Source organism: Streptomyces sp. NPDC001056, assembly GCF_053598955.1.
This window is the reverse complement of record NZ_JBSFLI010000041.1, coordinates 1-22,118: the sequence shown is the minus strand read 5'-3', so window position 1 is coordinate 22,118 and position 22,118 is coordinate 1. Positions and strand designations below refer to the sequence as shown.

Annotated in this window: 23 protein-coding genes and 1 tRNA gene; 9 read left to right on the top strand and 15 right to left on the bottom strand. The window is 72.3% G+C overall.

Annotated features, from left to right (window positions below; genetic code table 11):
• Positions 1-24 precede the first annotated feature (24 nt).
• On the top strand, positions 25-681 hold the full coding sequence (locus ACWDD7_RS32790; RefSeq protein WP_351876768.1) for an SDR family oxidoreductase: 657 nt from the start codon (positions 25-27) through the stop codon (positions 679-681).
• Positions 682-709: 28 nt separating this feature from the next.
• Here ACWDD7_RS32790 and ACWDD7_RS32785 read toward each other — a convergent pair whose 3' ends face one another.
• Positions 710-922, bottom strand: coding sequence for a hypothetical protein (locus ACWDD7_RS32785; RefSeq protein WP_351876767.1), 213 nt, complete (start codon positions 920-922; stop codon positions 710-712).
• A gap of 18 nt (positions 923-940) precedes the next feature.
• Positions 941-1,165 carry a hypothetical protein gene (locus ACWDD7_RS32780; protein ID WP_285561908.1) on the bottom strand — a complete coding sequence of 75 codons (225 nt, stop codon included), beginning with the start codon at positions 1,163-1,165 and terminating at the stop codon, positions 941-943.
• A 203-nt stretch (positions 1,166-1,368) separates the two neighbouring features.
• Between ACWDD7_RS32780 and ACWDD7_RS32775 the strand changes: the two genes are divergently transcribed.
• Positions 1,369-2,160, top strand: coding sequence for an alpha/beta fold hydrolase (locus tag ACWDD7_RS32775; protein WP_450460055.1), 792 nt, complete (start codon positions 1,369-1,371; stop codon positions 2,158-2,160).
• A gap of 82 nt (positions 2,161-2,242) precedes the next feature.
• Here ACWDD7_RS32775 and ACWDD7_RS32770 read toward each other — a convergent pair.
• Positions 2,243-2,324 (bottom strand) — tRNA-Tyr (locus ACWDD7_RS32770).
• A gap of 224 nt (positions 2,325-2,548) precedes the next feature.
• On the opposite strand from ACWDD7_RS32770, the gene ACWDD7_RS32765 reads away from it, so the two are divergent.
• Complete coding sequence (locus ACWDD7_RS32765) at positions 2,549-3,037, top strand: YajQ family cyclic di-GMP-binding protein (RefSeq protein ID WP_351876765.1); 489 nt, start codon at positions 2,549-2,551, stop codon at positions 3,035-3,037.
• Between the two features lie 74 nt (positions 3,038-3,111).
• On the opposite strand, the gene ACWDD7_RS32760 is transcribed toward ACWDD7_RS32765, so the two are convergent.
• Positions 3,112-3,378, bottom strand: a complete 267-nt coding sequence (locus ACWDD7_RS32760) for a GlsB/YeaQ/YmgE family stress response membrane protein (protein WP_351876764.1) — start codon at positions 3,376-3,378, stop codon at positions 3,112-3,114.
• A gap of 275 nt (positions 3,379-3,653) precedes the next feature.
• Between ACWDD7_RS32760 and ACWDD7_RS32755 the strand changes: the two genes are divergently transcribed.
• Together ACWDD7_RS32755 and ACWDD7_RS32750 are read left to right on the top strand one after the other, a co-directional pair.
• Positions 3,654-4,055: a YccF domain-containing protein gene (locus ACWDD7_RS32755; RefSeq protein ID WP_351876763.1), complete on the top strand. Its 402-nt coding sequence runs from the start codon at positions 3,654-3,656 to the stop codon at positions 4,053-4,055.
• Positions 4,056-4,172: 117 nt separating this feature from the next.
• Positions 4,173-4,730 carry a DoxX family protein gene (locus ACWDD7_RS32750; RefSeq protein ID WP_450460054.1) on the top strand — a complete coding sequence of 186 codons (558 nt, stop codon included), beginning with the start codon at positions 4,173-4,175 and terminating at the stop codon, positions 4,728-4,730.
• Positions 4,731-4,965: 235 nt separating this feature from the next.
• Here the strand turns inward: ACWDD7_RS32750 and htpX are convergent, their stop codons facing one another.
• The 11 genes from htpX to ACWDD7_RS32695 form a co-directional block, all read right to left on the bottom strand.
• Positions 4,966-5,829 (bottom strand): zinc metalloprotease HtpX, encoded by an 864-nt coding sequence (htpX, locus tag ACWDD7_RS32745; RefSeq protein WP_450460053.1) that lies wholly within the window; start codon positions 5,827-5,829, stop codon positions 4,966-4,968.
• A 307-nt stretch (positions 5,830-6,136) separates the two neighbouring features.
• Positions 6,137-7,711: an NADH-quinone oxidoreductase subunit N gene (locus tag ACWDD7_RS32740; protein WP_450460052.1), complete on the bottom strand. Its 1,575-nt coding sequence runs from the start codon at positions 7,709-7,711 to the stop codon at positions 6,137-6,139.
• Positions 7,708-9,336: an NADH-quinone oxidoreductase subunit M gene (locus ACWDD7_RS32735; protein WP_450460051.1), complete on the bottom strand. Its 1,629-nt coding sequence runs from the start codon at positions 9,334-9,336 to the stop codon at positions 7,708-7,710. Before ACWDD7_RS32735 ends, ACWDD7_RS32740 begins: the two co-directional genes overlap by 4 nt.
• Before the next feature lie 6 nt (positions 9,337-9,342).
• On the bottom strand, positions 9,343-11,337 hold the full coding sequence (locus ACWDD7_RS32730; protein WP_450460050.1) for an NADH-quinone oxidoreductase subunit 5 family protein: 1,995 nt from the start codon (positions 11,335-11,337) through the stop codon (positions 9,343-9,345).
• The gene (gene nuoK, locus ACWDD7_RS32725; RefSeq protein ID WP_450460049.1) at positions 11,334-11,708 is read right to left on the bottom strand and encodes an NADH-quinone oxidoreductase subunit NuoK; all 375 of its coding nucleotides are present in this window, start codon (positions 11,706-11,708) and stop codon (positions 11,334-11,336) included. Before nuoK ends, ACWDD7_RS32730 begins: the two co-directional genes overlap by 4 nt.
• Complete coding sequence (locus tag ACWDD7_RS32720) at positions 11,708-12,331, bottom strand: NADH-quinone oxidoreductase subunit J family protein (RefSeq protein ID WP_351876756.1); 624 nt, start codon at positions 12,329-12,331, stop codon at positions 11,708-11,710. The genes nuoK and ACWDD7_RS32720 overlap by 1 nt, the downstream gene beginning before the upstream one ends.
• Positions 12,328-12,951, bottom strand: a complete 624-nt coding sequence (locus tag ACWDD7_RS32715) for a NuoI/complex I 23 kDa subunit family protein (protein ID WP_450460048.1) — start codon at positions 12,949-12,951, stop codon at positions 12,328-12,330. The genes ACWDD7_RS32720 and ACWDD7_RS32715 overlap by 4 nt, the downstream gene beginning before the upstream one ends.
• Positions 12,951-13,919, bottom strand: coding sequence for a complex I subunit 1/NuoH family protein (locus ACWDD7_RS32710; RefSeq protein ID WP_351876754.1), 969 nt, complete (start codon positions 13,917-13,919; stop codon positions 12,951-12,953). The genes ACWDD7_RS32715 and ACWDD7_RS32710 overlap by 1 nt, the downstream gene beginning before the upstream one ends.
• Positions 13,916-15,493: an NADH-quinone oxidoreductase subunit C gene (locus tag ACWDD7_RS32705; protein ID WP_450460047.1), complete on the bottom strand. Its 1,578-nt coding sequence runs from the start codon at positions 15,491-15,493 to the stop codon at positions 13,916-13,918. Before ACWDD7_RS32705 ends, ACWDD7_RS32710 begins: the two co-directional genes overlap by 4 nt.
• Positions 15,490-16,092, bottom strand: coding sequence for an NADH-quinone oxidoreductase subunit B (locus tag ACWDD7_RS32700; protein WP_450460046.1), 603 nt, complete (start codon positions 16,090-16,092; stop codon positions 15,490-15,492). Before ACWDD7_RS32700 ends, ACWDD7_RS32705 begins: the two co-directional genes overlap by 4 nt.
• Positions 16,083-16,505 (bottom strand): NADH-quinone oxidoreductase subunit A, encoded by a 423-nt coding sequence (locus ACWDD7_RS32695; RefSeq protein ID WP_351880596.1) that lies wholly within the window; start codon positions 16,503-16,505, stop codon positions 16,083-16,085. The genes ACWDD7_RS32700 and ACWDD7_RS32695 overlap by 10 nt, the downstream gene beginning before the upstream one ends.
• A 266-nt stretch (positions 16,506-16,771) precedes the next feature.
• On the opposite strand from ACWDD7_RS32695, the gene ACWDD7_RS32690 reads away from it, so the two are divergent.
• The 4 genes from ACWDD7_RS32690 to ACWDD7_RS32675 all read left to right on the top strand — a co-directional run.
• On the top strand, positions 16,772-17,989 hold the full coding sequence (locus ACWDD7_RS32690) for a sensor histidine kinase (protein ID WP_351880599.1): 1,218 nt from the start codon (positions 16,772-16,774) through the stop codon (positions 17,987-17,989).
• Positions 17,990-18,173: 184 nt separating this feature from the next.
• A complete protein-coding gene (locus ACWDD7_RS32685) occupies positions 18,174-19,583 on the top strand; it encodes a sensor histidine kinase (protein WP_450460045.1) in 1,410 nt (469 codons plus the stop codon).
• A gap of 252 nt (positions 19,584-19,835) precedes the next feature.
• Complete coding sequence (locus ACWDD7_RS32680) at positions 19,836-20,495, top strand: response regulator transcription factor (RefSeq protein ID WP_351880608.1); 660 nt, start codon at positions 19,836-19,838, stop codon at positions 20,493-20,495.
• Between the two features lie 271 nt (positions 20,496-20,766).
• The coding region (locus tag ACWDD7_RS32675) for a 2-oxoacid:acceptor oxidoreductase family protein (protein ID WP_450460044.1) at positions 20,767-22,118 on the top strand (1,352 nt) is incomplete at its 3' end.

Here is a 22,118-nt window from a genome sequence, read left to right as displayed (position 1 = left end):
GTTCCCGGGCGTACGGTCTAAAGCATGCGCATTGTCATCGCTGGTGGTCACGGACAGATCGCACTGCGGCTGGAGCGGTTGCTCGCGGCGCGTGGGTACGAGGTCGCGGGGATCATCCGCAGGGCGGAACAGAGCGACGATCTGCGGGCGGCCGGGGCCGAGCCGTTGGTGCTCGATCTGGAGTCGGCCTCGGTGGAGGACGTCACTCAGCTGCTGCGGGGCGCGGACGCGGCGGTGTTCGCGGCGGGGGCGGGGCCGGGCAGCGGCACGGAGCGCAAGGAGACGGTGGACAGGGGCGCGGCGGTGCTGTTCGCGGACGCGGCCGTACGCGCGGGCGTGCGCCGGTTCGTGGTGGTGTCCTCGATGGGCGCGGACCCCGCGCACCAGGGCGACGAGGTGTTTGACGTCTATCTGCGCGCCAAGGGCGAGGCGGACGCGTACGTCACCCGTCAGCAGGATCTGGAGTGGACGATCCTGCGGCCCGGCGCGCTGACCGACGACGCGGGCACGGGCCTGGTCCGCCTGGAAGCGCACACCGGGCGCGGCATGATCCCGCGGGACGACGTGGCCGCCGTACTCGCGGAGCTGGTCGACACGTCGGCGACGGCCGGTCTGACGCTGGAACTGACGGGGGGTTCGACCCCGGTGTCGGTCGCGGTGAAGTCGGTGGCGGGGAACTGAGGCCGCCGCGACGGAAGTTGAGCGCGTCTCAGAACAGCGGCAGCTGACCGGGAAACTCCGGTACGACGTAACCGTCCAACGTCGGCTGCGCGGCGCCGAGTTGCGCCTGCCTGCGAGATCCCTCGCAGGACACGAGCCGCGCGTCCTCCCGCGCCCCCGGCGGATCGTGCCGCGCGAAGCGGCCCGCCACGACGGCGATCTCGCGGTGGCACACGGGGCAGGTTCTGCGTCGGGAGGACATACCGCCAGTGTGCCCGCTTCAGGCGCGCGACTCCGCCTCCCAGCGCTCGGGGCCCATCCCGCGCCAGTCGATCAACGGCGAGTCCGCGACCTGCTCGGGCTCGATCTCCAGCCCGGCCCGCCGCAGGAACTCCACCAGGTCCCGCACGTTGTGCGCGAGCCCGAGGATCTCCCCGTCCACCCGCACTCGGCGCCCGCCGCTCGGCGAGGGCGGCTGGACGACGATGGGCCGCTTCCCGGACATGCCTCCAGCATCGTCCGGCCCGGCACTCTCCGCACCCGGACCCCCCGATCGATAGTCGTTCATACGTTCGATTCTAGTGACTCGCAAGAGCGCGGGCCGCCGTGAGTGCGCGAGCGCGTCGGCCGCACCGCGCGGCGCGGCGGCGAGCGGCCACGCGGGACGGGCATGCTCGGGAGCAGGACACGGAAGGGGAGGGAGCGCCGATGAGCACGAGCGCGATTCACGCGACGGTGTGGGACGAGACCGGCGGCCGGGGAGTTCCCGCGGTATTCGTGCACAACATCTTCACGTGGGGCAGCGACGAGGTGTACGGGTTCGCGGCCCAGCGGCCGCTGGCCGACCGCCACCGCCTGCTGCTGGTCGACCGCCGCGGCTACGGCCGCAGCCCCGGCACCGGCCGCAGCGACTTCGACACCGATGCCGACGACCTGGTGGAACTGCTGGCGCGGCAGGACGGAGGCGCTCATGTGGTCGGCCATGGCAACGGCGGCCTGGCGGCCATGCTCGCCGCCGGGCGCCGCCCCGACCTCGTGCGCTCCCTGACGCTGATTCAGCCCTCCGCGTTCTCCGCGGCCGCCGGTCACCCGGTCGTCGAGGCCATGCTGCACCGGGTACGGGACAGCGTCGGCGTGCCGGAGTCGGTGACGCCGGAGCAGTACCTGCGCGCCTCCACGGAGGGTCTGGGGATGACCATGCCCGACCCCACCCCGCGGCGCCTTCGTGCCGTGGCCACGTCGATGCGCGAGCGCCCGGTATGGGAGGCGACGGTGCCCCTGGAACCGTTGCGGACCGCGCCGTGGCCGACGCTCGTGATCTGCGGGACCTGGCAGGACGCGCCGGAGCCGTACCGCACGTACGCCGGGGAACCGCTGATCGCCTGCGCCGAAGCCGTGGCCGACGCCGTCGGCGCCCGACTGCTGCGTGTGGCGGGCTACTACCCGCACACCCAGCAGCCCGCCACCGTCAACGCCGCCCTGCGCGAACTGTGGCAATAGCCGGCGCCAGGTGCTTCGCGGACAAACGAGAAACCCCCTCCGACCTGCCGTATCGGCTGATCGGAGGGGGTTTCCCTCACTGTGGCGGCGCCAGGATTCGAACCTGGGAAGGCTGAGCCGGCAGATTTACAGTCTGCTCCCTTTGGCCGCTCGGGCACACCGCCAAGTTTGCTGCCAATCGAACCCGCTTTCGGCGGTGTTCCCCGGCAACGACGTAAACAATACCCGATGCACGGGGGTGCTTCGCCACCCGGTTGATCTCCCGCTCTCGGGTCCCGGGGTGGCTAGGCTGGTGCGGATGCGGCCCGGCAGGATGCCGGGCTCGGCGGCCGCCGCCGCGCACGCCGGAACGCACCGACACGCACCCCGATACAAGGAGCCACAGGACATGGCCGACTCCAGTTTCGACATCGTCTCGAAGGTCGAGCGGCAGGAGGTCGACAACGCCCTCAACCAGGCCGCCAAGGAGATCTCCCAGCGCTACGACTTCAAGGGCGTCGGCGCCTCGATCTCGTGGTCCGGGGAGAAGATCCTCATGGAGGCGAACTCCGAGGACCGGGTGAAGGCTGTCCTCGACGTCTTCCAGTCCAAGCTGATCAAGCGCGGTATCTCCCTGAAGTCGCTGGACGCGGGTGAGCCCCAGCTGTCCGGCAAGGAGTACAAGATCTTCGCCTCGATCGAGGAGGGCATCTCCCAGGAGAACGCCAAGAAGGTGGCGAAGATCATCCGTGACGAGGGTCCCAAGGGCATCAAGGCTCAGGTCCAGGGCGACGAGCTGCGCGTCAGCTCCAAGAGCCGCGACGACCTCCAGGCCGTGATCGCCCTCCTGAAGGGCAAGGACTTCGACTTCGCGCTGCAGTTCGTGAACTACCGGTAGGAAACCGGGAGAAGAACGGAGAGAAGGGTGGGCCCCTCACGGGCGCCCGCCCTTCCGTGCCGTCGGGGCGGTGCTCAGTCGCGGGAGTTGCCGAAGACCAGGCGGTAGGCGATCAGCAGCACCAGGGAGCCACCGATGGCCGCGACCCAGGTGGCACCGTCGAAGAAGTGCTTGCTGATGGGGTGGCCCAGCCAGCGGGACGAGATCCAGCCGCCGACGAACGCGCCCACGATGCCGATGACGGTCGTCCCCAGGAGGCCGCCGGGGTCACGTCCCGGCAGCAGGAACTTGGCTATGGCCCCGGCCAGCAGCCCCAGGATGATCCAAGCGATGATGCCCATACCGCGAACCCTGCCCTTTCGCGCCCGGTGCGCACTACCCGCGCCCGTGAGACCTTGGTGAAGGATCAGCGGTTCGCCGTGCGCGCGTTGGTGCCGTCTTGGTGAACAGGACGCCGGCAAACCTCCGCCCGGTTGCCGTCGCAGGTCAGGCGTTCGTCCGGGAACGCCCCCCGATCGCGCCACAGGGGCGCCGAGGAGCCCGCTCGAAGGGCTGACCGACTGGATACTCGTGGCGACAGGGAAGCCCCGGTGGAGTGACCTGAGAGGTGCCGATCATGAAGGTGTTCAACCTGCTGCTCAACATCCTGTGGCTGCTCTTCTGCGGCATCTGGCTGTCGATCGGCTACCTGATCGCCGCGCTGATCTGCTTCGTCCTGATCATCACGATCCCGTTCGGCATCGCCTCGCTGCGCATCGCCGGGTTCGTGCTGTGGCCGTTCGGGCGGACCGCCGTGGAGAAGCCGGGCGCCGGCACCGGCTCGGTCATCGGCAACGTCATCTGGGTGATCTTCGCGGGCTGGTGGCTCGCCCTCGAACACCTGATCACCAGCATCCCGCTGTTCCTGTCGATCATCGGGATCCCCTTCGGCTGGGCGAACCTCAAGCTCATCCCGATCTCACTGATGCCGCTGGGCCGCGAGATCGTCCGGACGGACCAGGCGTTCGGAAGCCGCTGATCGATGTGCGCGGGCGCCGTATCTCCGCAATCATCGGTACGGGGACGGTCATGGGGGTAGGACGCCTGTCCAGGCTTGGGGGAAGTGCACATTCCGGCATCCGTACGGAGTTTTCCGATGCCCAGGCACCACACCGGCCCGAGCACCGCCGCCGCGCCGTCGGCCACCCGGCAGGGCGCCGACCGTACGGGGGTGAGCGCCGGGGACTGCGGGCTGCTGCTCCTCCGGCTGACCTTCGGGCTGTTCCTCGCGGGACACGGCTCCCAGAAGCTCTTCGGACTGTTCGGCGGACAGGGGCTGACCGCCACCGCCAAGGGGTTCGAGTCGCTCGGCTACCGCCCCGGGCGGTTCTTCGCGTGCCTCGGCGGGCTCTCCGAGTTCCTCGGCGGCCTCGGCCTCGCCGCGGGCCTGTTCACTCCGCTCGCGGCCGCCGCCCTCGTGGGTGTGATGATCAACGCCATGGTGACCGTGACCGCCGCCCACGGTCTGTGGGTGGACCGGGGCGGGGTGGAGTACAACATCGCCGTCATCGTCGTCGCCCTGGCCGTCGCGGCCATCGGGCCCGGCCGGCTCGCGCTGGACCGGTTCTTCCGGTGGGGCGGGGGCGGGTGGCCCCAGGCGGCCATCGCGCTCGGCCTCGGGGGCTTGGGGGCGGCGCTCGCGCTGGCCCTGTAGGCGAGCGGCCCTGCCGACCGGCCGTATGCCTGGTCGACCGGCACCTCATGAGGAGCCGAGATTCCGATCGTACGATCGGCAGCCCGCACCCCTCGGAGCCAGTGCCCCGCGGCCTGTCGGAGCTGCGTCCCGCGGCCTGTCGGAGCCAGTGCCCCGCGGCCTGTCGGAGCTGCGTCCCGCGGCCTGTCGGAGCCAGTGCCCCGCGGCCTCCCGGAGCCAGTGCCGCGCGGGCCCCTCAGAGCCTGCGCCCCGCCATGCCCTCCAGGCGCGCGATCCGCTCCGCCATCGGCGGGTGCGTGGAGAACATCCTGGACAGCCCCTGCCCCGGACGGAACGGGTTCGCGATCATCATGTGGCTCGCGGTCTCGATCCGCGGCTCGGGCGGCAGCGGCAACTGCTGCGTGCCGATCTCCAGCTTGCGCAGGGCGCTCGCGAGGGCGAGCGGGTCGCCGGTGAGCTGGGCGCCCGAGGCGTCCGCCTCGTACTCCCGGGAGCGGCTGATGGCCAGCTGGATCAGCGTGGCGGCGAGCGGGCCCAGGATCATGATCAGGAGCATGCCGAGCAGGCCGGGGCCCTCGTCGTCGTCCGAACGCCCGATCGGGATCAGCCAGGCGAAGTTCACCAGGAACATGATCACAGAGGCGAGCGCGCCGGCCACCGAGGAGATGAGGATGTCCCGGTTGTAGACATGGCTCAGTTCATGCCCGATGACCCCGCGCAGCTCGCGCTCGTCCAGCAGGCGCATGATGCCCTCGGTGCAGCACACCGCCGCGTTGCGCGGATTACGGCCCGTGGCAAAGGCGTTCGGGGCCTCGGTCGGGGAGATGTAGAGCCGGGGCATGGGCTGGCGGGCCTGCGTGGACAGCTCGCGGACCATCCGGTACAACTGCGGGGCCTCGAACTCACTCACCGGGCGGGCCCGCATCGCGCGCAGGGCCAGCTTGTCGCTGTTCCAGTACGCGTACGCGTTCGTGCCGAGGGCGACCAGCAGCGCCACGATCAGTCCGGTGCGGCCGAAGAAGCTGCCGATGACGATGATGAGCGCCGACAGTCCCCCGAGGAGTACTGCGGTCCTGAGCCCGTTGTGCCGGCGGTGCACGGTACGCCCTCCAAGTGATGCGGCAGGGAACCCTTCGGTCCAGTGGACCCTCCCGCTCTGGTCAACGCCAGGCGAGGGTCGCAAGTTCCCAGGTGGGCGGGGGCGCACACGGCGGCCGTAGGAGTGACGGGGTTCCCGGGCACCCTCGGAAGGGCGCCGTGGGCCGCCCGGAGGCGCCCGCCGGGCCGCCCGGAGGGGCGCGGCCGGCCCCTCCGGGGGAACACGGTCGGCGCCCCCGCCGAGCCGGCCCGCCTCCTCGTAGGCGCGCGGTCCGCGCCCCTACGCCGAAGAGCCCGGTCGGCCTCCCTCAGAAGAGCCCGGTGGCCGCGAACCGCAGCACCAGCTGGGGCGCCCCCGAGAGGGCCACGCCGGCCACCCCGGCGAGCGCGATCGCGGCCGTGAGCGGGGCCGGGACCCGGTGCCGAACAGCCTCGCCCTCGGGGGCGCGGAACAGCAGGGCCGTCCACTGGAGGTAGTAGAAGAGGGCGATCACCACGTTGACGGCCATGACGACCGCGAGCCAGCCGAGGCCCGCGTCGACGGCCGCCGAGAACACGGTGACCTTGGCGAACAGGCCGATGATCCCCGGCGGCAGCCCGGCCAGGCAGAGCAGGAAGAAGGCCAGGAGGAGGGCGGTCACCGGGTTGGTGGCGTACAGGCCCCGGTAGTCGGAGATCCGGTTCCGGGCGCGGCTGCGGCCCACCACCGCGGCCACCGCGAACGCGCCCAGGTTCACGACGGCGTACATGAGGGCGTACGCGACGGTCGAGCCGATCGCCTTCCGCGCGTCCTCGACGTACCCGGCCGCCGCGATCGGTACGAGGAGATAGCCGGCCTGGCCGACGGAGGACCAGGCGAGCAGTCGTACGGCGCTGTGGGCGCGCGTGGCCTGCTGGCGCAGGGCGCCGACGTTGCCGACGGTCATGGTGAGCGCGGCCAGGACGGCGAGCGCGGGGCCCCAGACATCGGCGTAGGACGGGAAGGCCACGACGGTGACGAGGATCAGGCCGGAGAAACCGACCGCCTTGCCGACGACCGACAAGTAGGCGGCGACGGGCAGCGGCGCACCCACATAGGTGTCGGGCACCCAGAAGTGGAAGGGCACGGCTGCCGCCTTGAAGGCGAAGCCGATCAGGGTGAGGACGACGCCCGCCTGGGCGAGGGTGTGCAGTTGGCCGGCCGTGTCCGGAAGACGGTGGGCCACCTGGGTGAGGTAGAGGGTTCCGGTGGAGGCGTAGACGAAGCTGACGCCCATCAGGCTGACCGCGGTGGCGGTGACCGAGGACAGGAAGAACTTCAGGGCGGCCTCGGAGGACCGTCGGTCGCCGTACCGGATGCCGACGAGGGCGAACGCGGGCAGGGAGGCGACCTCCAGGGCCACGATCAGGGTGGCCAGGTCGCGGGAGGCGGGCAGCAGGGCGGCGCCGGCCGTGGCGGACAGCAGCAGGAACCAGAACTCCCCCGGCGGGACGCACCGCCGGTCGTCGTCCAGGGTGGTGACCGACAGCAGGGCCGCGAGCAGGGCCCCGCCGAGCACCAGGAACTGGATGACGAGGGTGAAGTGGTCGGCGGTGTAGCTGCACGCGCGCGGGGTGCCGTTCAGGCAGAAGGTGGCGCGTTCGCCGTCCAGGAGGGGCAGCAGCATCAGCGCGGCGGCGGCGAGCCCGGCGACGGAGATCCAGCCGAGGACGGCCTTGCGGGCCTCGGGAAGGAAGAGGTCGGCGACGAGCACGCCGAGCGCCACGACGGCGGCGATCAGGGGCGGGGCGACGGCGAGCCAGTCGACGGACTGGACGAGCGAGGCGGCGAGGGGCTGTCCGAGGGGGTGGGCCAGCGACCCGGCGGACTCCGCGAGAGGCTGGGCGAAGGGCTGGGCGCTCATCGGGTGCCTCCTGCGAGCAGCTGGTGCACGGCCGGGTCCGTCAGGCCGAGCAGGGCCCGCGGCCACAGCCCGGCGACGACGGTCAGGGCGACGAGCGGGCTCCAGGCGGCGAACTCGTAGCCCTGGACGTCGGCGAGCTTCGGGGCCTCGCTCTCGGCGCCGCCCATGCAGACCCGGCGGACCACGATCAGCATGTACGCGGCCGTCAGCAGGGTGCCGAAGGCGCCGATCGCCATGAAGGTGAGGAAGGCGGGGCGGCTGAGGCCGGCGGCGGGTTCGAACGCGGCGAACAGAGAAAGCATCTCGCCCCAGAACCCGGCGAGTCCGGGCAGTCCGAGGGAGGCGACGGCGCCGAAGGCGAGCAGGCCGCCGAGGCGGGGGGCCTTGCCGTACAGGGCGAGTCCGGCCCGGGACTGATCCGGCGCGGCGGAGCCGCTCGTCACGGGGCGGCGGTCGGGCGACGGAAGGGCGAGCGTGTCGAGGTCGGTGCTGCCGGTGCGGTCCTTCAGGGCGCCGACCAGGAAGAACAGCAGGCCGGTGATGAGGCCGTGGGCGATGTTGGCGAACAGGGCGCCGTTCACGCCGGTCGGGGTCATGGTGGCGATGCCGAGGAGGACGAAGCCCATGTGGCCGACGGAGGAGTAGGCGATCAGCCGCTTGAGATCGCCCTTCGCGCCCTGCCTGGCGAGGGCCAGACAGGCCAGGGACCCGTAGATGATCCCGACGACGGCGAACGCGGCGAGGTACGGCGCGAAGGTGCGGAAACCGTGCGGCGCGACCGGCAGCAGGATCCGTACGAACCCGTACGTGCCCATCTTCAGCAGGACGCCGGCGAGCAGCACCGAGCCGGTGGTCGGGGCGGCGGTGTGGGCGTCGGGCAGCCAGCTGTGCAGCGGCCACATCGGGGTCTTGACGGCGAGCCCGAGTCCGATCGCGAGAACGGCGATGACCTGCACGGAGGCGGTCAGGGACCGGCCGTTGTCAGTGGCGAGTGCCACCATGTCGAACGTGCCCGCCTTGATTCCGATCAGGAGCAGGCCGAGCAGCATGACGACGGAGCCGAGCAGCGTGAACAGGATGAACTTCCACGCGGCCCGGGTCCGCCCCTCGCCGCCCCAGCGGGCGATGAGGAAGTACATCGGGATCAGCACGGTCTCGAACGCGAGGAAGAACAGCAGGAGATCGAGCACCGCGAAGGTCGCGAGCGTGCCGGTCTCCAGCAGGAGCAGCAGGGCGACGAACGCCTTCGGGGACGGACCCGTGGGCGGCTTGAAGTAGGAGTACAGCGCGCACAGGAAGGTCAGCAGCGCGGTCAGCACGACGAGGGGGAGGGAGATGCCGTCGATGCCGAGGTGGATCCGCACGTCGAGCGCGGGGATCCAGCTGATGTCGGTCGTGGCCTGCATCCTCGACGGATGGTGGTGGTCGAAGCCGAGCGCGAGCAGGATCGCGGCGGCGAGGATCACGCCGGTCACGGTGACGCCATGGCGCAGCACGGACTGCTCGGGGGACTTCCCCTTCAGCCCGGGCGGGGCCGGGAGGAGGACGGCGACGGCGCCGAGGAGCGGGCCGACGACGACGAATGCCAGAAGGAACCGCATCACGGACTCGTTGATATCGATCACGCCTGCTCACGCTCCCGTGGCGACGAGGACGACGGCGACCGCCAGGACGACGGTGCCGGCGAGCAGCGCGCTCACATAGGTCTGCACATTGCCGGTCTGGGCGCGGCGTACGGCGGCCCCGAGCAACCGGGGCAGCGCGCCGGCGGCGCCGACGTAGGTGTCCACGACCTCCCGGTCGAGGAAGCGGACGAGGCTCGCTCCCGCCCGCACCGGGCGGACGAACAGCGCCGCGTAGACGGCGTCGAGGTGGAAGCCGACGGCCGCGTGCCGGTGCAGCGGGCCGAGCAGCGCCCGTCCGGGGTCCGCCGGGTCGGGGGCGTAGGCGATGTCGCCGTAGGCCGGGATGTGGGTGGCGATGGCCTCGGCCTCGACCAGTCCGGCGTCGGCCCCGGGGTGGGCGGCGACCGCGCCGAGCGGGGGGCTGACGAGGCTTCGGGTGGTGCGCTGCCAGACGCCGTAGGTGAGGAGGGCGCCGACCACGGCGAGACCCGTGCCCAGGATGGAGGTGAGCGGGGTGGGGGTCAGGGGGTTGCCGTCGAACCAGCCGGGCAGCGCGCGGTAGGCGAGCCCGCCGAAGGCCAGGGAGGGCACCGCGAGGACCCACAGGACCACGGTCATGGTCAGCGGCTGGCGGCCGTGGTCGGGGGCCTCGGCGCCCCGGCCGTGGAAGGCCAGCAGCCACAGCCGGGTGGCGTAGGCGGCGGTGAGTACGGCGGTGACCAGGCCGGCGACGAGGACGAGCCAGCCCGCCGCGCCGGGCACGTGCGCGGTGTCCCCGTGGGTCGCGTGTTCGGCGGCGCCGAGCACGGACTCCTTGGAGAAGAAGCCGCTGAACGGCGGGATCGCGGCGAGCGCGAGCAGGGCCACGGTCATCGTCCAGTAGGCGTCCGGGACGCGCTCGCGCAGGCCGCGCATGCGGGACATGGCGGCGAGCGAGTTGGTGCCGGCGGCGTGGATGACCACACCGGCGGCGAGGAACAGCAGCGCCTTGAAGGCGCCGTGGGCCAGGAGGTGGAAGACGGCGGCGCCGCGGTCGCCGACGGCGAGGGCGCCGGTCATGTAGCCGAGCTGGCCGACGGTCGAGTAGGCGAGGACGCGTTTGATGTCGTCCTGGGCGAGCGCGGCGAGACCGGAGCCGGTCATGGTGACGGCGGCCATCACGGCCAGGACCAGCATCGCGGCCTGGGACGCCTCGAACACCGGGAGGAGACGGGCGACGAAGTAGACACCGGCGGCGACCATCGTGGCGGCGTGGATCAGCGCCGAGACCGGCGTCGGGCCCGCCATGGCGTCCGGGAGCCAGGTGTGCAGCGGGAACTGCGCCGACTTGCCGGCCACGCCCGCGAGGAGCAGCAGCGCGACGAGGGTCGGGTGGTGCAGGCCGCCGCTCGCGACGGTGCCGAGGACGCGGGTGACGCGGAAGGAGCCGGCGTCGGTGGCGAGCGCGAACAGGCCGATCAGGAACGGCACGTCGCCGAGCTTGGTGACCAGGAAGGCCTTGAGGGAGGCGGCGCGGGCCTCGGGGGTCTCCCAGTAGTGGCCGACCAGGAAGTAGGAGCAGATGCCCATGACCTCCCAGCCGACCAGCAGCACGATCAGGTCGCCGGAGTAGACGACGAGCAGCATCGCGGAGGTGAACAGGGAGACGAGCGCGGCGTACGAGGGGTAGCGCGGGTCGTCGCGCAGATAGCCCGTGGAGTAGATCTGCACGCAGGCGGCGACGAACGCGACGAGGATCGCGACGAGCGCGGCGAAGCCGTCGATGTGCAGGGCCAGTTCGACGGGCACCGAACCGGTGGGCGTCAGCTCCGTGTGGGCGTCCAGGGCCGGGCCGCCGCCCTGGCGTACGGCGACCAGCGCGGCCAGCACCAGCGAGGCCAGCGGCGGCAGCACGGCGAGCGGGCGCACGAACCCGGGCGCGGTGCGGCCGAGCAGCAGCCCGGCCGCGGCGCCGAGGAACGGCAGGAGGGGGACGAGTACGGCGAGGGTGGTCGTGGTCACGCGGTGGCCTCGGTCTTCTGTGCCGCGACGGCACCCGGTTCCGCGCCGTCGGGGCCTTCGGCGGTGTCGCGGAGCTTGTCGATGTCGGAGGTGCCGCTGTTGCGGTACACGGCGAGCACGATCGCCAGGCCGATGCCGATCTCGGCGGCCGCGATGGCGATGGTGAACAGGGTCAGCGCCTGGCCCGAGTGCAGGCTGTCGCGGGCGGCGCGGCCGAGCCAGACGTCGAAGGCGACCAGGTTGAGGTTGACGGCGTTGAGCATCAGCTCGACCGACATCAGGACCAGGATCGCGTTGCGGCGGGCGAGGACGCCGTACAGGCCGGTGCTGAAGAGGAGAGCCGAGAGTACGGCGGGGTAGACGAGGTGCATCAGCGGGCGCCGTCCTTCCGGGCGGAGGGGACGGCCGGGGTCGTGCCGTTCGCTTCCGGGAGGGTGTCGGCCTTGGCCTTGCGGGACAGGACGATCGCGCCGACCAGGGCCGCGAGGAGCAGTACGGACAGGGCCTCGAAGGGCAGCACCCAGTACCGGAACAGACTCGCGCCGGTGACGCGGGTGGTCCCGGCGGCCGGTCCGGTCAGGTCGATCCAGGTCGTGCGGAAGGCGTCGGCGACCACCCACACCAGGGCGACGGCGGCGGCGACCGCGACGGCCAGCGCGGCCCAGCGGTTGCCGGAGTCGGCGTCCGGGGAGCGGCCGATGGGGGCCCTGGTGAGCATCAGCCCGAACAGGAGGAGCACGACGACGGAACCGACGTAGATCAGGACCTGCACCCAGGCGATGAACTCGGCCGTGAGCAGCAGGTACTCCACGGCGAGGCCGCCGAGCGCGACCACCAGCCACAGCGCGGCGTGCACGAGCTGTCGGGTGGTGACGGTGATCAGCGCGGCACCGAAGGTGACCAGGCCGACGAGGAGGAAGGCGATCTCGACGCCGGTCGGCGAGAGGAAGCCGTGCGGGGCCGCGGCGAGGCCCAGCGCGGGGGCGGGGCTCATGCGTCGCCCTCCTCGGGGCCGGCCGGCGCGGCGTCGGTCTGCGCGGCCTTCGCCTGGGCTGCCTCGGCCTGGACCGCGGCGGCCAGCTTCTCGGCCGTCTTGCGGGCGGCGGCGATCTCCTTCGGCTCCTCCGCGCCCGGGTCGAGCGCGGGCGGGGCCGGGACGGTCCACATCCACTCGCGGAGCTTGTCGCGCTCGTGGGTGAGTTCGTGGATGTCGGTCTCGGCGTACTCGAACTCCGGGGACCAGAACAGCGCGTCGAAGGGACAGACCTCGATGCAGATACCGCAGTACATGCACAGGGAGAAGTCGATGGCGAACCGGTCGAGGACGTTGCGGCTGCGCTCGCGGCCGCCGGGGGCCGCGGGCGGGACCGTCTCCTTGTGGGAGTCGATGTAGATGCACCAGTCGGGGCACTCGCGGGCGCACAGCATGCAGACCGTGCAGTTCTCCTCGAACAGGCCGATCACGCCCCGGGTGCGGGGCGGGAGTTCGGGCAGGGTGTCCGGGTACTGCTCGGTGCCGTGCTTCCTCGTCATCGTGCGCAGGGTGACGGCCAGGCCCTTGGCGAGGCCGGAGCCGGGGATGCGGGGCCGGGTGGGCGGGAGCGACGCAGCCATCAGGAGATCACCACCTTGACGATGCCGGTGAGGGCGATCTGGGCGAGGGAGAGGGGGACGAGGAGGGTCCAGGACAGCTTCTGGAGCTGGTCCTCGCGCAGCCGCGGGTAGGTGACGCGGAGCCAGATGACGACGAAGGCGAGGATCGCGGCCTTCAGCAGCGTCCAGACCCAGCCGAGCCCGTCGGCGCCGAAGGGGCCGTGCCAGCCGCCCAGGAAGAGCACGGTGGTCAGACCGCACAGGACGACGATGCCGGCGTACTCGGCGAGCAGGAACAGGGCGAAGCGCAGGCCGGTGTACTCGGTGTACGCGCCGAAGATGATCTCCGAGTCGGCGACGGGCATGTCGAACGGCGGGCGTTGCAGTTCGGCGAGTCCGGCGACGAAGAAGACGATCGCGCCGATGAGCTGCCAGGGCAGCCACCACCAGTGGAAGGCGTGCAGGATGCCCGGCAGGGAGACGGTGCCGGCGGCCATCGCGACGGAGGCCGCGGCGAGCAGCATCGGCAGTTCGTAGGCCAGCAGCTGGGCGGCGGTGCGCAGGCCGCCGAGCAGGGAGAACTTGTTGGCGCTCGCCCACCCGGCCATGAGCGAACCGAGCACGCCGACGCCCATCACCGCGAGCGCGAAGAACACGCCCGCGTCCAGGGCCTGTCCGACGGCGCCCTCACTCGGGCCGATCGGGATGACGAGCAGGACGAGCAGGTACGGCAGCAGGGCCACGGCCGGCGCGATCTGGAAGACCCGGCGGTCGGCCTCCGCCGGCACCACGTCCTCCTTCTGCGCGAACTTCACCCCGTCCGCGACCAGCTGGGCCCACCCGTGGAAGCCGCCCGCGTACATCGGCCCGAGCCGCCCCTGCATATGGGCCATGACCTTGTGCTCGGTCTGCCCCACGATCAGCGGGAAGGTGAGGAACACGACGAACACGGCCACGAGCCGCAGGGCGACGTCGAGTGCGCCGTTCACTGCGGGCCTCCTGGGGGGTCGGTCGGGGGGACTTCGGGCTGGTGGTCGGGGGCGGGGGCGGCCGGGGGTCGGTCGGGGGCGGGGGCGGCCGGGGGTCGGTCGGGGGCGGGCTCGGACCCGTCCGGTCGCGACGGCTCGGCGGACTCCGAGGGCTCTTCCGGTCGCGAAGGCTCGGGTACGGGCCGCGGCTCGGCGGGTTCGGTGGGCCGCGGCTCGGGCCGCTCCGAAGCCGGATGCGACTCGGCCGACTCCGACGGCTCGCGCGCGGGCCGCGCCTCGGCCGCCTCACCCGCATCGGCGGGCTCCGGCCCCCGGGCGGGCTCCGGTGACCCGGACTGCCCGGCACCGGTGTCCGGCTCACCGGCGGGCTGCGACGCGCCCCGCCCAGACGGCTCGGAGACGGTCTGCCGCTCGGCGGCCTCATGCGGTTCCACGGCATCTCGCTCGGCCGCCTCGCGAGCCCCCGGCTCGGCAGGCTCGTCGAACGCCGGGCGGGCGTGGTGCCACGGGGCGTCCGAGCTGCGCGGCGTCGTACGACGGGCGGGGCGCTCGGCGCTGCCGGAACCCGAGGGCTCCTCCCCCGTCTCGGTCGCCGGGGGCTCCGGGGCGCGCTGCGAGGCCGAGCCCCCCGAGGCGCTGCGGGCACGACGGGGGCGGGCCGGTGCCGGGGTCGGCTCGTGCGCCACCGCGGCCTCGGCCTCGGCCTCGGGACCCTCCGCCGCGCGCCGCGCGGCATCGCCCTCGGCCGCCGACTCCTCGCGCTCCCCCGCCACCTGACTCGCCGAACCCTCGCTCGCGCTCCGCATCCGCCGCGGCCGAGCCGGAGCACCGGCGGCGGCACTCTCCGCCGCCTGGCTCGCCGAACCCTCGCTCGCGCTCCGCGTCCGCCGCGGCCGAGCCGGGGCGGCGCCCTCCGTCGCGGCCGGCCGGCCCGCGGAGCCCTCCGCCGCTGTGCGGGTGCGTCGTGCCGGACGGTCGCCGGCGGCGCGGGCCGGGGCGGCGGGGAGCTGGCCCTTCAGGGGCCCCCACTCGTTGGGGTCGGGGACGCCCGGCGGCAGCATCTGGCGGCGCTTGGGGCCGCCGTGCTCGGACTCGCCGGGTTCCTTCGCGCCGGGCCAGGCCTTCGCGACGCGGGCGGCGAGGACGAAGTCCTTGCGCAGGGGATGGCCCTCGAAGTTCTCGGGGAGGAGCAGGTGTGCGAGCCCCGGGTGGCCCTCGAAGGTCACGCCGAACATCTCGTGCGTCTCGCGTTCGTGCCAGGCCGCACCGGCGTACACCCCGACGGCGGACGGCAGCACGGGCGCCGAGTGCGGCACGGTCGTACGGAGGAGGAGACGGCGGACCGGGTTCAGGGCCACGACGTGGGCGGACACGCGAAAGCCCGCGCCCGGTTCGTCGACCGCGCTGAGCCAGTCGAAGTAGGTGCAGGTCAACGTCGTACGGGCCGTCTCCAGCGCGGTGAGCCAGGCGGACGGCGGGACGTCCACCGCGAGGACCTCGTACGACTCCTCGGCGACCGCCTCCGCGCCGAACAGTTCCTCCGCGGGGGCGGGCAGCCAGCCGACCGTGCTCATCGCGCGCCCTCCTCGCTGGCCGGGGCGGGCGGCCGTACCAGACCGCTCTGCAGCGCGGCCGCGGACGGCCGGCCGGCCCCGTGGCCGTACCGCTCCCCCAGCGACTCGGCGGCGATCTTCTCCTGGAGCTTGAGGATGCCCTGGAGCAGCGCCTCGGGACGCGGCGGGCAGCCGGGCACGTACACGTCGACGGGAATGATCTGGTCGACGCCTTTGGTGACGGAGTACGAGTCCCAGTACGGGCCGCCGCAGTTGGAGCAGGCACCGAAGGAGATGACGTACTTCGGTTCGGGCATCTGTTCGTACAGCCGCTTGACGGCGGGGGCCATCTTGTCCGTGACCGTGCCCGAGACCACCATCAGGTCGGCCTGGCGGGGACCCGGCGCGAAGGGGATGACTCCGAGCCGGATGAAGTCGTGCCGGGCCATGGACGCGGCGATGAACTCGATCGCGCAGCAGGCGAGGCCGAAGTTGAAGACCCAGAGCGAGTAGCGGCGGCCCCAGTTGAGGACCACCTTCATGGGTTCGGGGGCCAGCCGGGCCAGCGCCCCCAGCCGCTTGGGCTCCGGGAGGTGAACGGGGTCCGGGGTCACGTCCATGCCAGGACGCCCTTCTTGTATGCGTACAGCAGGCCCACGGCGAGGAAGCCGAGGAAGATGAACATCTCCACGAGGGTCGTCGCGCCGTAGCCGCGGGCGGCGAAGACCGTCGCCCAGGGGAACAGGAAGACCGAGTCGACCGCGAAGATCACGTACAGGAAGGCGTAGACGTAGTAGCGGACCTGGGTGTGGGCCCAGCCCTCGCCGACGGGGTCGACGCCGCACTCGTAGGTCAGGAGTTTCTCGGGGGTGGGCACTACGGGGCGCAGCAGGCGGCCGGCGCCGAACGCGACCGCGACGAACAGCACGCCGACGACCGCGAGCAGCCCCACGGCCGAGTAGGACCGGAAGTATCCGGCCGCGGTGACGACGTGCGTCGCGGCGATGGTCGAGTCCCCCAGCGTCTCCCGCACCGTCCGTCCCTCGCTCCCTGACCTCGTGACCTGTACGCACGGGAGTCTAGGCCCTGATAAAGGGACGGTAAGCAGGCAGTCGCACCGGGAGACGCCAGGGGCGGCGCGGGTACGGCGGCGGGTCCGGCGCCTCGCTCCCCCCGGGCCGGCGGGCGCGGCCCTGTGCGGAGTGCCCCTGACATGGCCCGGGGTGGGGTTTTCCCCCGTGGGCGGAGGGCGGCGTACCGCATGGCGCGGAGGGTGCGGCATTGGGCAGGCTGTCCGGTATGACCGCTCCCAGCTCCGCCGCCGACCGGTACGACGGCCCCGACCGCCCCGGCATATCCGGCGGGCCCGACGGCACCGACCGCTTCCCGCCCCCGAGGCCGGCCTACGACGTGCACACCTGGAAGGAGATCGCGCACCTCCTGCTGAACCTGCCGATGACGGTGTTCGGCTTCGTCTACGCGATCACCGTGCTGTCGGTGGGCGGCGCCCTCACCCTCACCGTGGTCGGCCTGCCGCTGCTCGCGCTGTCGCTGCTGGGTTCCCGGCAGGTGGGGAAGCTGGAGCGGGCGCGGGCCCGGGCTTTGCTCGGGGTCCGGGTGGAGGAGCCGTCGCCGCTGCCGCTCGCCCGCGGCGGGGGCATGCTCCAGCGGGCGTGGACGGCGCTGAAGGACCCGGTGGGCTGGCGCTCGCTGCTGTACGACGCGATCCGGCTGCCCTGGGGCATCCTCACCTTCTGCACCGTGCTGATCTCGCTGTTCGTGCTGTGGCCCGCGCTGCCGTACCTCGCCCGGGGCCTGGCCAACGTGGACCGGGCGATGGTGCGCGGCCTGCTGTCCCCCTCCGACGAGCTGGAACGCCGCATAGCGGAACTGGAGTCGGACCGCGGCGTCGTGGTGGACACGGCCGCCGCCGACCTGCGCCGCATCGAGCGCGACCTGCACGACGGTGCCCAGGCCCGGCTGGTCAACCTGGCCATGGGGCTGGGCCTGGCCAAGGAGAAGCTGCTTGAGGACCCGGACACCGCCGCGGCGATGGTGGCGGAGGCGCACGGCGAGGTGAAGCTGGCCCTCCAGGAGCTGCGCGACCTGGCCCGGGGCATCCATCCCGCCGTCCTCACGGACCGGGGCCTGGACGCCGCCCTCTCCTCGGTCGCCTCCCGCTGCACGGTGCCGGTCAAGGTGACCGTGGACCTCGCGGACCGTCCGGCGGCGGCCATCGAGGGCATCGCCTACTTCACCGTCTCCGAGCTGCTGCAGAACGTCAGCAAGCACAGCGCGGCCCGGTCCGCCTCGGTCGACGTGTGGCGCGCCGACGACCGGCTGCTGATCCAGGTCCACGACGACGGCCGGGGCGGCGCCCGTCTGGACGGCGGCAGCGGGATGCGGGGCCTGGCGGACCGGCTCGGCGCCGTGGACGGCCTGTTCGCGGTCGAGTCCCCGGCCGGCGGCCCGACGGTGGTCACCGCCGAACTGCCGTGGCGGGACCGGGAGAAGTAGCGGAGGAAGCGCTCCGCGGACGGCAGCGCTCCGCGGACGCCCTTCGGGCCCCTGGGGTCGGGTGGGGGTGGGGAAAACCCCCGGTCGAGGACGCCGACGGACTCCATGGTCCGGGAAGGCGCGACGCACGACTCTTGAGGTACGGCTGAAACCGCCGCTGGACGAGGAGAACGGGACGACATCGATGGCCACGGAGTACGGACACGGCGGATACGGCCGGGGCTACGAGCCCGGCGGCGACGAAAGCCGGTACGGACACGGCCCGCACCTCGGCCGTCCCGCCGGAACCCCTGGAATCCCCGGACGCGGCCACCGTCCCCGGAGCCCCCTGGCGCTGCGGGCGCCGTTCGAGGCCCGTGCCTGGCGGGAGCTGGGTTACGTCCTGCTGAGCCTGCCGGTCTCGGTGGTGCTGTTCACCTGGACGGTGACGATGGTGTCGCTGGGCGCGGGCCTGCTGGTGACCTTCCTCGGCGTGCCCGTCCTCGCCGCGGCCCTGGTCGGCTGCCGGGGCTTCGGCGCGCTGGAGCGGGCGCGGGCACGGGCGCTGCTGGACCTGGACGTGCCCGGTCCGGAGCCGCTGCGGGTGGGCAAGCCGGGCGCGCTGGCCTGGATGGGCGCGGTCCTCAAGAGCGGCGCCTCCTGGCGGAGCCTGCTGTACACGCTGGTGCAGTTCCCCTGGGCGGTGTTCACCTTCACGGTCACGGTGACCCTCTGGACGCTGGGCTGGACCCTGCTGACCTACCCGCTGTGGTTCTGGGTCTTCCCGGCGTACGTGGGCCAGGGCGGTGTCCAGCTGTACGGCGACGATCACCACCGCATCTACCTCGACAACCCCTTCGAGATCACCGTGACCGCGCTGGTCGGGCTGCTGTTCACGCTGGCCTTGCCCTGGCTGGTCCGTGCCCTGACGACGGTGGACGGGCTGCTGGTGCGGGGGCTCCTCGGCCCGTCGCTGCTGTCGGAGCGGGTGGTGGAGCTGGAGTCCGACCGGGGCGTCGTGGTGGACACGGCCGCCGCCGACCTGCGCCGCATCGAGCGCGACCTGCACGACGGTGCGCAGGCCCGGCTGGTCGGTCTCGCGATGGATCTTGGGCTGGCGAAGGAGAAGATGCGGGAGGACCCGCAGGCGGCGGCGCGCATGGTGGAGGAGGCGCACGGCGAGGTGAAGACGGCGCTCCAGGAGCTGCGCGACCTCGCCCGGGGGATCCACCCGGCCGTGCTGACCGACCGGGGCCTGGACGCGGCCCTGTCGGCGGTGGCGTCCCGGTGCACGGTGCCGGTCCGGGTGGAGGTCGACCTGCCGTCCCGCCCCGCGCCGGCCATCGAGGGCATCGCCTACTTCACGGTCTGCGAGCTGCTGCAGAACGTCGCCAAGCACAGCGGGGCGCACTCCGCCACGGTCGATGTGTGGCGCTCGGAGGACCGGCTGATGCTCCAGGTGACCGACGACGGCGTGGGCGGCGCGGACGCCGCCGCCGGCTCGGGCCTCGCAGGCCTCAAGGGCCGCCTGGACGCGGTGGACGGCATCCTCCTGGTGGACTCCCCGGCGGGCGGGCCGACCCGGGTGATAGCGGAACTGCCCTGGCGCGGCTGACCAGCACTCCGATCAGCGGCCGCCCAGTGGCGGACCGGAGACCCACCAGCGGAGGATCGGCGTCTCGGCCGAGCCGCTCGACGGCCAACTGGCTTTTGACCAGCGGATACACCGGCACTCGACCAGTTATCCACAGGGCGTGGCACGCTGTGTGCCGATTCCTGGAATGCTTGGCCTCGTACGAAGGCGCGTCCCCGGCGGACGTCGCCACGGGACCGGGCAGGACGGGGGCGAAGGATCGTGGAGGACAGGGTGCGGGTGGTCATCGCCGAGGACTCGGTGCTGCTCCGGGAGGGCTTGACCCGGCTGCTGACCGACCGGGGACACGAGGTGGTGGCCGGGGTCGGGGACGCGGAGGGGCTGATGAAGACCATCGCCGATCTGGCCGGAGACGGCGCGCTGCCGGATGTGGTGGTGGCGGACGTGCGGATGCCGCCGACGCACACCGACGAGGGGGTGCGGGCGGCCGTGTCCCTGCGCAGGACGCATCCCGGGCTCGGGGTGCTGGTGCTGTCGCAGTACGTGGAGGAGCGGTACGCGACCGAGCTGCTGGCGGGTTCCACCCGGGGCGTGGGCTATCTGCTCAAGGACCGGGTGGCGGACGTCAGGGAGTTCGTGGACGCGGTGGTGCGGGTCGCCGAGGGCGGTACGGCGCTGGACCCGGAGGTGGTCACGCAGTTGCTGGGCCGCAGCCGCAAGCAGGACGTGCTGGCCAAGCTCACCCCGCGCGAGCGCGAGGTGCTGGCGCTGATGGCGGAGGGGCGCACGAACTCGGCGATCGCCCGGCAACTGGTCATCAGCGACGGCGCGGTCGAGAAGCACGTCAGCAACATCTTCCTCAAGCTCGGGCTGGCGCCGAGCAACGGGGACCACCGGCGGGTGCTCGCGGTGCTCACCTACCTGAACTCCTGACGGCGTCCTCGGCGCCGGGTCGGCGGGGCCTGGCGTCAGGGCCGTGTCAGAGCATCCGGCTTCCGTGGGAAAGAGGGGTGCCCGGCAGGAGAGCGGGGGGTGGAACCGGGGAAGGAAGCCCTGACATGTCAGCGCTACACGTCGTCTCGAAACATCATCCCAATCTGCGGATGACCTCGGGAAGGCGACCCTAACCGACGTAGGGTTGATCCTGGGATGGTCCGTGGGACGACCACGCCCCGGACAGCCGCCTCGAAGGAGGTCCAGTTCAGTGACCAGCCAGGTCAGCAGCCCAACGGAGCAGACCGACGGATCCGTCGTCGGGGAGCAGCGCAAACCGGGCGGCACGAAGGATGTGCGCCGCCTGGACCGGGTGATCATCCGGTTCGCGGGGGACTCGGGTGACGGCATGCAGCTCACCGGTGACCGCTTCACCTCGGAGACCGCTTCCTTCGGCAACGACCTCTCCACCCTGCCGAACTTCCCCGCCGAGATCCGCGCACCCGCCGGCACCCTGCCCGGCGTCTCCTCGTTCCAGCTCCACTTCGCCGACCACGACATCCTCACGCCGGGCGACGCACCGAACGTCCTCGTCGCGATGAACCCGGCCGCGCTGAAGGCCAACATCGGCGATCTGCCGCGCGGCGCCGAGATCATCGTGAACACGGACGAGTTCACCAAGCGGGCCCTGCAGAAGGTGGGCTACGACGCCTCGCCGCTGGAGGACGGTTCGCTGGACGGCTACGGCCTGCACCCCGTGCCGCTGACCACCCTGACGGTCGAGGCGCTCAAGGAGTTCGACCTCTCCCGCAAGGAGGCCGAGCGCAGCAAGAACATGTTCGCCCTCGGCCTGCTGAGCTGGATGTACCACCGGCCCACCGAGGGCACCGAGAAGTTCCTGAAGTCGAAGTTCGCGAAGAAGCCGGAGATCATGGCGGCGAACATCGCCGCGTTCCGCGCCGGCTGGAACTTCGGCGAGACCACGGAGGACTTCGCGGTCTCCTACGAGGTCGCCCCGGCCGCCAAGGCCTTCCCGGTGGGCACCTACCGGAACATCTCCGGCAACCTCGCCCTGGCCTACGGCCTGATCAGCGCCTCCCGGCAGGCGGATCTGCCGCTCTTCCTGGGCTCGTACCCGATCACCCCGGCCTCGGACATCCTGCACGAGCTGAGCAAGCACAAGAACTTCGGCGTGCGGACCTTCCAGGCGGAGGACGAGATCGCGGGCATCGGGGCGGCGCTGGGCGCGGCGTTCGGCGGTTCGCTGGCGGTGACCACCACGTCCGGCCCCGGTGTCGCCCTCAAGAGCGAGACCGTCGGCCTGGCGGTCTCCCTGGAGCTGCCGCTGCTGGTGGTGGACATCCAGCGCGGCGGCCCGTCCACCGGTCTGCCGACCAAGACCGAGCAGGCGGACCTGTTGCAGGCGATGTACGGGCGCAACGGCGAGGCGCCGGTGCCGATCGTCGCGCCGAAGACCCCGGCGGACTGCTTCGACGCGGCCCTGGAGGCGGCGCGGATCGCGCTGACGTACCGCACCCCGGTGATGCTGCTGTCGGACGGCTACCTGGCCAACGGCTCCGAGCCCTGGCGCATTCCGGAGCTGGACGAACTCCCGGATCTGCG